Below are 11,390 nucleotides of genomic sequence, written 5' to 3' on the forward strand. Positions count from 1 at the left end.
TTTCTCGATTGTTCTATTATTGAAAATTGCTATGAAAAAGCAAATATATTGAGTTGGTTAACTCATATGTTTAGGTTGGTTTTGATTTTATTAAAAAGCCCCGGAGTGGTTCCCGGGGCTTTTTGCATTTTATATGTTTCTGTTTTCTATTGAAACAAATCCTTAAAATGGGACTTCACTTCAAATAATGTGGCATCCTTCATGGTGTTAAACCGAATGTCTGCATGGCCTACGCGTTCTTCAGGTCCTATGCCCACGCAATAAAATCCCCCAGACTTTGCTGCGTCAATTCCTTTTTCCGCATCTTCAAAAACAATACAATTGTTTGCAGGCAAACGCATTTTTTCAGAGGCATAAAGAAAAATATCTGGGGCGGGTTTGCTTTTTTCTACACTGTTCCCGTCACCTATCACATCAAAAAAGTGGGTGGCTTTTAATTGCTTCAACACTTTAGGGGCATTCTTACTGGCACTTCCCAAGGCCACGCTGAAACCTTCCGCACGCAAATGGGTAAGTAATTCTCTAGCCCCGGGAAGATAATCCTCCTCCGTCATGGTATCTAGACTGTCAACGTAGATGTCATTTTTTTTGGTAGCCAATTCTTCAACAGTGGCTTCATCCAAAGTCAACTTGTTGTGGTCCATGATAACTTTTATGGAATCCATTCTGGAAATACCACGTAATTTTTCATTGAGCTCACGGTCAAAGAACCAACCCATATCGTCCGATAACTTTTTCCATGCCTCATAATGAAGTTCGGCCGTATCGGTGATTACACCGTCCAAATCAAAAATAAATCCCTTAATCATGGTCAACATTTATTGAAAACGCAAAGAAATGATGAAAAGAATTAAGAAAAAAACTAGATAGTGTTATGTTTTTTATAAGGATTGATGGCGCGGTTTTTTTGTTTTGGTCCCATTTAATTCTTCATAATTGGAATTTGTTTGTTGAGAAAGTTGTCATAAATAACCTATAAAAGATACTTTTGCAACTAAAGCAAATTGCTATTTTTGCCCATGCATAACAACGTACTCATTCTAGACTTTGGTTCCCAGTACACCCAATTGATCGCGAGACGCGTGAGGGAACTTAACATTTACTCAGAAATTAAACCGTATAACAAGTTGCCCGAAGACCTTTCGGATTACAAGGCTGTGATTCTTTCTGGCTCACCATCATCGGTGCGTTCGGAATCTGCCCCACATCCCGATTTGTCGGAAATCAAGGGAAAAAAGCCACTATTAGGTATTTGTTATGGAGCACAATACCTTTCCCATTTTAATGGTGGTAATGTTGCCCCTTCAGCCACAAGGGAATATGGTAGGGCCAATTTGTCCTATGTGAAGGATGGTGAGGATTTTCTTGAAGGGTTGAGCGAAGGAAGCCAAGTGTGGATGAGCCATTCCGATACCATTAAAGAATTGCCCGAAGGAGGGATTCGATTGGCCAGTACGCACGATGTGGCCAATGCGGCTTATAAAATTGAAGGGGAAACCACGTATGGAATCCAATTTCACCCAGAAGTATATCACACCACCGACGGAGCCAAATTGTTGGAAAACTTTTTGGTGAACATTGCTGGTATAAAACAAGATTGGACCCCTGATGCATTTGTGGAAACTACCGTTGAGGAGCTGAAACAGGAAATTGGGGAAGAAAAAGTAATCCTTGGTCTTTCTGGAGGGGTAGACTCGAGTGTTGCCGCCATGTTGTTGCACAAGGCCATAGGGGACCATCTGTACTGCATCTTTGTAAACAATGGTTTGTTGCGAAAAAATGAGTTCGAAAGTGTATTGGACCAATACAAGCACATGGGACTCAATGTAAAAGGAGTGGATGCTTCGGCACGCTTTTTGGATGCCCTTAAAGGCGAATCGGACCCGGAAGGGAAAAGAAAAATTATTGGACGTGTTTTTATCGAAGTGTTCGATGACGAATCGCACAAGGTGGAAAATGCAAAGTGGTTGGCCCAAGGAACCATTTATCCGGACCGTATCGAATCGGTTTCGGCCAGTGGAGGACCATCCGCAGTGATCAAAAGCCACCACAATGTGGGCGGTTTGCCAGATTACATGAAATTGAAAATTGTGGAGCCCTTAAAAATGTTGTTTAAAGATGAGGTGAGAAGAGTAGGGGCCAGCATGGGAATGTCACCAGAAATCTTGGGGCGTCACCCATTTCCTGGACCAGGATTGGGTATCCGGATTTTGGGCGATATTACCCCTGAAAAAGTGGCAATATTACAAGAAGTGGATGCCATTTTTATAGATGGATTGAAAAAATGGGGACTTTATGATAAGGTTTGGCAGGCCGGAGCCATGCTTTTGCCCGTAGATAGTGTAGGAGTTATGGGTGATGAACGTACATATGAAAAATGTGTTGCGCTCAGAGCCGTGGAAAGTACCGATGGTATGACCGCTGATTGGGTAAATTTACCCTACGAATTCCTGCAAAAGACATCTAATGATATAATAAACAAAGTTAAAGGCGTTAATAGAGTAGTGTATGACATTAGCTCAAAACCACCGGCAACTATAGAATGGGAATGAAAAAACATATTTTACAACTGGTTATCGCGGTCCTTTTTTTGGCCGCTGTACCAGTTTCCGCACAGAACTATGAAACTCACGCTGTAAAAGAAGGGGAAACGTTACAAAGTATTTCCCAAAAATATCGGGTTACCCCCTACAGCATTTTACAGGCCAATAAGGAGATCAAAAGTGCAGCCGATGTAAAGGTGAACACCATTTTGATCATTCCTTTGAACGGAGCCGTGATTCCTGAAAAAAAAGAAGCGCAAAAAGAGAAAAAGGAAGAGATTAAACCCATTGGGTTTACCAGACATAGGGTGAAAAGGCGCGAGACCATGTTCGGACTTACACAAGAATATGAAATTACCGAGGAGCAATTAAAAAGATACAATACCCAATTGTATTCCGAATCGCTTCAAAAAGGGATGGTGCTGCAAATTCCTGAATTTCCTGAAGTAGATCCGAACGAGGATAAAGAACTCGATTTTGAGACCTATACCGTTCAACCCAAAGAAACCCGTTGGAGCATCGCCCATAAATATGGGATTACCATTGATAGTTTATTGGTGTTGAACCCAGACTTGGATAAGAACAACGATTATTTGGCTGCCGGACAAGAGTTGAAATTGCCCAGGCCCAAAGGGGATAGCCTTAAAGATCAGCAAATAGAACTTTTTACTTCGTATACCGTTCCGCAAAAAATGACTTTGTATAGTTTAGGTCGTGAGTACGGTATTCCTTCGGATTCCATTGTGAAGTTGAATCCAGAAATTATGCAAGTGGGCGGTCTCAAAGAAGGCATGGTGATTCGTCTGCCCAAGAAAAGGGAAACTACGGGCGAAGTGAATACGGATAACTTCATTTTTTATGAAGTAAAGCCCAAGCAAAATATTTTCAGGATTACCCAAAACCTTAATATTACCCGTGATGAGCTTTTTAAACTAAATCCAGACTTGGAAAATGGATTGAAAGCGGGGATGGTCTTAAAACTTCCAAAGGAAAAAGAAGAAGGCTTGGAAGTAAAAAATGCACTAGTGCTTGACAAAATTAATTTGGTGGACAGCATTAATGTGGAGAACAGGCCGAAATTGGTGTTTATGTTGCCATTTCGTTTGGATCGCGTAAACCCATCCGATGTTGAAAACGCAGAGGCGCAAATTAAAAACAGACGTGATTTGACATTGAGCCTTGGTTTGTACACAGGTGCCTTGGTCGCATTGGATTCCATTAAAAAAATGGGAGTTTCCGTTGATGTGAAAACATACGATACCGAATTGAACCAAGCCAAAGTCAAAGAAATCTTATTTAGGGAAAATTTGAATGGTGTCAATGCCATTATAGGGCCATTGTCCTCTGGTGCCTTGGATGAAGTTGCAGTTCAGGCATCGGCTAAAAATATTCCGGTGATTGCGCCCATTTCATCCGATAGCAAATTGAGTCATGGCAATGTGTACTATTCAGTGCCCCAGGATGAGGTGTTGCGAGAAAAGATGTTGACCTATATGGAAAAGATTTACAAGGATGAAAACATCATCATCATTGCAGATTCGACCCATCAAGTGGCCCGCGATTCAATTTTGAGTAAGTTTCCTGCGGCACAGACGGCAAAAGTCATCGAAAACAAATCATTGAGCTTGGATGAGTTTTTGATAAAGCTTTCCGATGAAAGGGAAAACTGGGTGTTTTTGGAGACCGACCAGCCCAATATGGTGGCGAGCGTAACCTCTATTTTAAACTCAGCCAATACACCTGTAGTTGGAGCAGATGATGATATAAAACCGAAAGTAGTGCGTATGTTTACCACAAGTTATAACAGTGCTTTTGAGGATGACGCCGTTTCCAATACACATTTGTCCAACCTTAGGTTTACCTACCCTTCTTTTTACAGATCAGTGGGTAATGATGCATTTACCAAGGCCTATGCCAATAGGTTTAAGGGGAACCAGCCAGACCGTTATGCAATCCGTGGTTTTGATGTGACCATGGATGTGTTGTTGAAGTTGGCCCACCAGAACAATCTTTTTGAAACCTCAAAAATTATAGGACAGACCGATTATTCTGGAAACAGCTTTGATTATTTCAAAGATTGGACATCAGGGTACTTTAACCGGGCCTGCTACATTATGCAATACGAAGATCTTCAAATTAAAGAGGTAAAACAGGATGGCGACGTCAAAAGTAACTTATAACGGAAATTTACGAACCACTAATGTTCACTTGCGCTCGGGCAGTGAGTTTATTACCGATGCCCCTTTGGACAACAATGGTAAAGGTGAAGCTTTTTCGCCAACCGATACCGTGGCGAATGGACTGGCCAATTGTATGATGACCATGATGGGTATAAAAGCACGGGATTTAGGGGTCGATTTAGTGGGGTCCACTGCAGAGGTGACCAAACACATGGAGGCCAATCCAAGACGGATTTCCAAAATAGAGGTAAAATTGGAAATGCCTTCTGATGTATCTGAAAAGAACCGTAAAATTTTGGAGCACACCGCCAGAACCTGTCCTGTACATTTTAGCTTGCACCCTGATATTGAAAGAGTAATTGATTTTCATTGGGTAAAATAACCGCCATAGCCTATTTGTTTTTTCTCAGTTTTGTCGGATTTGCACAAGAAATTGAGGAAGGAGTTGAATGGAGCGAAATGAAACGCCTTACATGGGACGATTTTAAAGGAAAGGTGCCCGTGGGGGCAGGACCTGCAGCAACTACGGCGAGCGGTATTAGCTATTCCTATTCGGCCAACTTACTACACCATGAAGTACATTTGGATTTTAAGGTGAACGCCTATTTTTATCCCCACGAATCGTGGTACAAGCCCCAAGAATGCAATGAAAACACTTTGGCGCATGAGCAATTACATTTTGATATTTCGGAGCTCTTTGCCCGTAAAATGCGCAATAAACTGGAAAGAACTTCCTTTTCGGATGATGTAAAGGCAGAAATCAGGAAAATTTACAAAGATATTTTAACCGAGCTTCAAGAATACCAAGAGCGCTACGATTGGGAGACCAATTTTTCCAGAAATCGGGAAAAACAACTGGAATGGAGCCAGAAAATAGCTAGTGCTCTTAAAGAGGAAAGTTAGTATTGAAGGAGATTAAAACCTAAACCTGAACTTTCTCTTGAACTGCTTATTTGATTTCCCGATCAACCCTTTCTTTTATTTTAAGCCCATTGGCAACAATAGTTTTGGCCATACGTCTGGTTCGATAGCCATAGGTGAGTTCGTGGTCAATTAATTGGCGAAACTTTTTAGTTTTCAATTCCTCCAAAAACTCATGGGTGTCATATGAGTTCATATGGCTGGGATTATCATTATCAAAGGGCCTAATGGAATTGATATAATTGCCATAATCCGTATTATACCTTTTGGATAATTCGGCTTGTACTTTCATATCGGTATAGAACTCGGACAGATCTTTTCGCAAGCTATCATTACGGATCAAACGTAAATTACCGGTACTTACAAGCTCTTGGTATGCCTCATCATCCACCAAATAAAAACCACTGAAGGATGCGGCTCCCTTTGCAATGGTGTTTATAAAGTCAACGGTATCCACAATGGCAAAGGGTTCCTCTATATATTTTTTGGCAAAACGTAGATTTTCAATTTTCTCGTCAAATTGGTCCACATAAATGGTCTGCGTATTAAAGGTTAGATTTTCCAAATCGGCTGAGATGGACACAAGATAATCTTGCTCTAGCTCGACATTTTTCCGTTCCTCATTCCAATTGTTAATTTGGAGTGCAATTAAAATCCCAATAACCACCAATATGATTTCACCAAAGGCATAAATCAGATATTTACTGAGTTTGTTCTCGGAAAGCAATCGTTGCCTAATTCTTCTAAAAAATGCTAACATGCAGTGGTTGGTTGGTATACAGCTATTAAAGCTACGATTAATTATCTTTTGAATAAATATAAAAAAGCCATCTTCTAGGATGGCTTTATCAGTTTCTTATTTGTATGGATATGGATTAAATATCACACCGCATAAACCCGTCTTTCAAGGCCTCAATTTTATCGGGCCAAGTGGGAATAAATTCTTGTGCCACATACCCCTTAAATCCCGTAGCATGTATCGCTTTGATGATGGCTGGGTAGTACAATTCTTGAGTTTCGTCAATTTCATGTCTTCCAGGAACACCGGCAGTATGGTAATGTCCAAAATAAGGATGGTAATTTTGGATGCTTCGGATAATATCTCCCTCTTGAATTTGCATATGGTAGATATCGAACAACAACTTAAAATTGTCACTGCCCAGATGTTTGCAAAGTTCCACGCCCCAAATAGAGCTGTCGCACATATAATCGGGGTGGTTTACTTGGTTGAACAATTCCATTTGGAGTACAACACCATGTTTTTCGGCCAATGGCATAATTTGCGAAAGACCGTCCACACAATTTTGCAGTCCCACATAATCGTTCATACCGTTCCGGTTTCCACTAAAGCAAATTAGGTTGGTGTAACCTGCCTCGGCCACCTTGGGAATCATTTCGGTATAATTTTTTATGAGTTGTTCATGATATTTTGGATTGTTCCAACCTTTATCAAGTCCAATTTCCGCTCCATTGCACATGGAACAATGAATATCATACTTTTTTAATATTGGCCACCTATCTGGACCGATCAAATCAATGGCCTTTACCCCAAGTTCGTTCAAGGTCTGCAAAAACTCCTCAAAGGGGATATCGTTAAAACACCATTCGCACACACTGTGGTTGATGTTGTTTTTCAATTTAAATTCTTTGGATGGGCTTTGACTGCTTGTCATGGCCGAAGCGGAGGCCAGTCCAGCTGAGCCGATGGCAGCTGTGGTGATAAAATTTCTACGTCTCATTATTCGGATTTGTAAATGGAAAGATAGTATTTTAGACTTATAAATGGAAATACGACCCGATTCAAAACAATTAGTGGAACTGGCCCATTACCGAATGCCTTTTGGTAAGTTTAAAGGCCGGTATTTGTTGGATTTGCCCCTTCCTTATTTGGTATGGTTCAAGCAAAAGGGATTTCCCGAAGGAAAGCTGGGCAACTTCTTGGATTTGATGCTCACCATTAAGGATAACAACTTGGAACCCATTATAAGACGACTGCAAAAAGAATTTCCTAAAAAATCCTCCTGATTTCTAAACGGCAATTTGTACCTTTACGCCCCGTAATAGAGAGAGCAATATGTCAGAGACCAAGTACATTTTCGTTACGGGAGGCGTAACATCATCTTTAGGTAAAGGAATTATCGCCGCATCCTTGGCCAAACTACTGCAAGCCAGGGGATACCGAACTACCATTCAAAAATTGGACCCCTACATCAATGTAGATCCAGGAACACTGAATCCTTACGAACATGGGGAATGTTATGTGACCGATGATGGTGCCGAAACCGACTTGGATTTGGGACACTACGAGCGTTTTTTAAACGTAAGAACTTCGCAAGCGAACAACGTAACCACAGGCCGTATTTACCAAAGCGTGATTGAAAAGGAGCGTAGAGGTGAATTTTTGGGAAAAACGGTGCAAGTGGTTCCACACATCACCAACGAAATCAAAGAACGAATCCAGATTTTGGGAAAAAGTGGTGATTACGACATCATCATCACCGAAATCGGGGGTACCGTGGGTGACATTGAGTCGTTACCTTATATAGAATCCGTGCGTCAGTTGCTTTGGGAATTGGGCGATAACAACGGAATTGTGATTCACCTTACTTTGGTGCCATTTTTGTCCGCGGCAGGCGAGTTAAAAACCAAGCCTACGCAACACTCGGTTAAAACGTTGATGGAAAGTGGAATCAAAGCCGATATTCTGGTGTGCCGCACCGAGCATCAAATTTCTGAGGACATCAAACAAAAATTGGCATTGTTCTGCAATGTGAAGCAGGAAGCCGTGATTCAATCCATTGATGCATCCACCATTTATGATGTGCCAATTTTAATGCAAGAGGAAGGTCTGGATGCCGTTACCTTGGAAAAATTGGCTTTGCCAAACACCACTGAACCCAATTTAGACCAATGGAAAGAATTTTTACAACGCCATAAAAATCCGAAGAACAAAGTGGTTATCGGATTGATCGGTAAATATGTAGAACTTCCAGATTCCTATAAATCCATTCAAGAAGCCTTTATCCATGCAGGAGCTACCAATGAGGTAGATGTTGAGGTAAGGTCCATTCACTCCGAGCATTTAACCGTAAAGAATGTTGAAAAAAAATTGATGGGCTTGGACGGTATTCTTGTTGCTCCAGGTTTTGGGGAACGAGGTATAGAAGGAAAAGTGAAGGCGGTTCAGTATGCCAGGGAGAACAATATTCCGTTCTTGGGGATTTGTTTGGGCATGCAGATGGCCGTAATCGAGTTTGCCCGTAACGTTCTTGGTTTAGAAGGTGCCAATTCGACCGAAATGGATAAAAACACGCCTTACCCGGTCATCAGTTTAATGGAAGAACAAAAATCCATTAAGGATATGGGGGGAACCATGCGTTTGGGATCGTGGGACTGTCATTTAAAAGAAGGCAGTTTGGTGGAGCAAGTTTATGGTGCAACAGATATTGCCGAACGACACAGACATCGCTACGAGTTCAACAACGAGTATAAACAGCAAATGGAAGAGGCGGGGCTTTTGCCTTCGGGCTTTAATCCAAAAACCGGCTTGGTGGAAGTAGTTGAAATTCCTTCCCATCCTTGGTTTATAGGAGTACAATACCATCCAGAATACAAAAGTACCGTGGCCAACCCACATCCATTGTTTGTAGGTTTTGTAAAGGCGGTATTGACCCAAAAGCAGAAACAAAACAATGCCAGTTTGGCATAAAAGGTGGTTTTGGGCATATATTTGCCCACTGAATTATCGATAAAAAGAATTCGACTAAATAATTTTCATGGAAGAAAAGAAGCTGGACGTCAAATCCATAATAGGATTTGTACTGATTTTTGGAATACTGATTTTCATGTTTTTCCAAAATCAACCCACACCAGAAGAACTGGAAGCTCAAAAAGCGGAGCAGGAGAAGATAGAGGCCATGGCCGAACAGGCCGAGGAAAAGACGGAAGAAACACCTATAAAGGAGGTTGAAACCATCAACCTAAACGATTCCACAGCAGTTGCCAATTATAAAAGTACCATCGGTGCCTTTGGTTTTACCCAACCTACTGATGGAACCACCAAATTGGAAAATGAAGTGCTTTACCTAGAGATTTCCAATAAGGGAGGTCAGATTGTGGAGGCCAAGATGAAGGATTATGTAACCCATGATTCTGTTCCAGTTTATTTGGTGAAAGATGGCAATGCCAATTTCGGGTTGACTTTTTCCACTTCGGATAATCGTGTGTTGAACACCGCTGATCTATATTTTGAGCCATCCATGACCACCAGTGGCGACAATAAAGTGCTTTCCATGAAAGCCAAAGTGGCCAATAATCAATTTTTGGAATACCGCTATGAAATCAAACCAAGTGAATATTTGGTGGATTTCTCGGTGCGTTCCCAAGGATTGAACGGAGTGATCAACAGCAGCAAGCCTATTACTTTGGAGTGGGATATGAAAGGGATCCGTCATGATAAAAGTGTGCGCTACGAAAACCGTTACACTCGTTTAACGTATAATCACGACGATGGAAACATCAGTAAATTATCGGAAACCAGTGAGTTGGATGAAGAATCTGAGGTGGATGTGAAATGGTTGTCCTACCGTCAACACTTCTTTAGTTCCATTTTAGCGACCGACAACCATTTTGAAACCGCTAATCTGTCCTCTAAAAATTTGGTCGAGGATGAGGGCAAAGACATTTTGTTCACCAAAGAATACAGCACCCGTGCACCATTACAATTACAGGGAGGTGAAATTTCCCAAAACATGTATTGGTACTATGGTCCTACCGATGTTAAGGTATTGGATGATTATAAAGAGTTGGGTCTGGCAGATTCCATTCCATTTGGATGGGGTATTTTCGGTTGGATCAACCGTTACATCTTTACACCCTTCTATACCTTCTTGAGCTCCTTCTTGCCTTATGGTATTGCGATTATCATTATGACGATCTTGGTACGTTTGGCCTTGTCCCCAGTCACCTATAAATCGTACTTGTCTCAAGCCAAGATGAAGGTGTTGAAGCCTGAGATTTCAGAAATCAACGAGAAGTACAAGGACAACGCCATGAAGAAGCAGCAAGAAACCATGAAGGTGTACAACAAAGCAGGCGTGAGCCCCATGAGTGGTTGTGTGCCGGCCTTGTTACAGTTGCCTATTTTCTACTCATTGTTCATGTTTTTCCCCACTTCTTTTGCATTAAGGCAAAAGCCGTTTTTGTGGGCGGAGGATTTATCCTCGTACGATACCATTTTTGAGTTACCGTTCACCATTCCATTTTATGGGGACCACGTGAGTTTGTTCCCGATTTTGGCTTCGGTAGCGATTTTCTTCTACATGCAGATGACCACAGGACAGAGCATGCAGATGCAACAACAACCAGGAATGCCGAACATGAAGTTCATCATGTACCTATCGCCCGTTATGATGTTGTTCTTCTTTAACAACTACGCGAGTGGGTTGAGTTTGTACTACTTTATCTCCAACTTGATCACCATCTTTATTATGTTGGCCATCAAGAACTATATTTTGGATGAGGATAAAATCCACGCCCAAATTCAGGAGAATAAAAAGAAACCTAAAAAGGAGAACAAGTTCCAGCGTAAAATGCGTGAAATGATGGAACAGGCCGAAGAGCAAAAGAAAACAGGAAGAAGATAAACTTCTTCCAAACCTTTTAAAAATAAAAACTCCCCCAATGATTTTGGGGGAGTTTTTTTATAGGTCTAGTTTGATAAGATTTGGGACTCCAAAGATGCAAT

10 protein-coding genes are annotated in these 11,390 nt (G+C 41.4%); 7 read left to right on the forward strand and 3 right to left on the reverse strand.

What is annotated here, in order from left to right:
• Positions 1–146: 146 nt before the first annotated feature.
• Complete coding sequence (gene pgmB / locus ABT310_RS11055; RefSeq protein WP_375323947.1) at positions 147–809, reverse strand: beta-phosphoglucomutase; 663 nt, start codon at positions 807–809, stop codon at positions 147–149.
• A 210-nt stretch (positions 810–1,019) separates the two neighbouring features.
• Here pgmB and guaA point away from each other — a divergent pair, with 210 nt between their 5' ends.
• The 4 genes from guaA to ABT310_RS11075 are packed head-to-tail and all read left to right on the forward strand — an operon-like array spanning position 1,020 to position 5,626.
• Positions 1,020–2,552: a glutamine-hydrolyzing GMP synthase gene (gene guaA, locus ABT310_RS11060; protein WP_375323948.1), complete on the forward strand. Its 1,533-nt coding sequence runs from the start codon at positions 1,020–1,022 to the stop codon at positions 2,550–2,552.
• On the forward strand, positions 2,549–4,723 hold the full coding sequence (locus tag ABT310_RS11065) for a LysM peptidoglycan-binding domain-containing protein (RefSeq protein ID WP_375323949.1): 2,175 nt from the start codon (positions 2,549–2,551) through the stop codon (positions 4,721–4,723). Before guaA ends, ABT310_RS11065 begins: the two co-directional genes overlap by 4 nt.
• On the forward strand, positions 4,698–5,105 hold the full coding sequence (locus ABT310_RS11070; RefSeq protein WP_375323950.1) for an OsmC family protein: 408 nt from the start codon (positions 4,698–4,700) through the stop codon (positions 5,103–5,105). Before ABT310_RS11065 ends, ABT310_RS11070 begins: the two co-directional genes overlap by 26 nt.
• A complete protein-coding gene (locus tag ABT310_RS11075) occupies positions 5,093–5,626 on the forward strand; it encodes a DUF922 domain-containing protein (protein WP_375323951.1) in 534 nt (177 codons plus the stop codon). The genes ABT310_RS11070 and ABT310_RS11075 overlap by 13 nt, the downstream gene beginning before the upstream one ends.
• A gap of 46 nt (positions 5,627–5,672) precedes the next feature.
• Here the strand turns inward: ABT310_RS11075 and ABT310_RS11080 are convergent, their stop codons facing one another.
• Positions 5,673–6,404 (reverse strand): DUF6090 family protein, encoded by a 732-nt coding sequence (locus tag ABT310_RS11080; RefSeq protein ID WP_375323952.1) that lies wholly within the window; start codon positions 6,402–6,404, stop codon positions 5,673–5,675.
• 115 nt (positions 6,405–6,519) lie between these two features.
• Positions 6,520–7,383, reverse strand: coding sequence for a hydroxypyruvate isomerase family protein (locus tag ABT310_RS11085; protein WP_375323953.1), 864 nt, complete (start codon positions 7,381–7,383; stop codon positions 6,520–6,522).
• Positions 7,384–7,426: 43 nt separating this feature from the next.
• Between ABT310_RS11085 and ABT310_RS11090 the strand changes: the two genes are divergently transcribed.
• The 3 genes from ABT310_RS11090 (at position 7,427) to yidC (ending at position 11,289) form a co-directional block, all read left to right on the forward strand.
• Positions 7,427–7,669, forward strand: a complete 243-nt coding sequence (locus ABT310_RS11090) for a DUF3820 family protein (RefSeq protein WP_375323954.1) — start codon at positions 7,427–7,429, stop codon at positions 7,667–7,669.
• A gap of 49 nt (positions 7,670–7,718) precedes the next feature.
• The gene (locus ABT310_RS11095) at positions 7,719–9,353 is read left to right on the forward strand and encodes a CTP synthase (RefSeq protein ID WP_375323955.1); all 1,635 of its coding nucleotides are present in this window, start codon (positions 7,719–7,721) and stop codon (positions 9,351–9,353) included.
• A gap of 67 nt (positions 9,354–9,420) precedes the next feature.
• A complete protein-coding gene (gene yidC / locus ABT310_RS11100) occupies positions 9,421–11,289 on the forward strand; it encodes a membrane protein insertase YidC (RefSeq protein ID WP_375323956.1) in 1,869 nt (622 codons plus the stop codon).
• The last annotated feature ends 101 nt before the right edge of the window (positions 11,290–11,390 follow it).

This window comes from Flagellimonas cixiensis (assembly GCF_042134615.1).
Lineage (GTDB): Bacteria > Bacteroidota > Bacteroidia > Flavobacteriales > Flavobacteriaceae > Flagellimonas > Flagellimonas cixiensis.

Coding starts and splice junctions, on each gene's coding strand:
- pgmB (WP_375323947.1), bottom strand. CDS start 809: ATGATTAAGGGATTTATTTTTGATTTGGACGGTGTAATCACCGATACG.
- guaA (WP_375323948.1), top strand. CDS start 1,020: ATGCATAACAACGTACTCATTCTAGACTTTGGTTCCCAGTACACCCAA.
- ABT310_RS11065 (WP_375323949.1), top strand. CDS start 2,549: ATGAAAAAACATATTTTACAACTGGTTATCGCGGTCCTTTTTTTGGCC.
- ABT310_RS11070 (WP_375323950.1), top strand. CDS start 4,698: ATGGCGACGTCAAAAGTAACTTATAACGGAAATTTACGAACCACTAAT.
- ABT310_RS11080 (WP_375323952.1), bottom strand. CDS start 6,404: ATGTTAGCATTTTTTAGAAGAATTAGGCAACGATTGCTTTCCGAGAAC.
- ABT310_RS11085 (WP_375323953.1), bottom strand. CDS start 7,383: ATGAGACGTAGAAATTTTATCACCACAGCTGCCATCGGCTCAGCTGGA.
- ABT310_RS11090 (WP_375323954.1), top strand. CDS start 7,427: ATGGAAATACGACCCGATTCAAAACAATTAGTGGAACTGGCCCATTAC.
- ABT310_RS11095 (WP_375323955.1), top strand. CDS start 7,719: ATGTCAGAGACCAAGTACATTTTCGTTACGGGAGGCGTAACATCATCT.
- yidC (WP_375323956.1), top strand. CDS start 9,421: ATGGAAGAAAAGAAGCTGGACGTCAAATCCATAATAGGATTTGTACTG.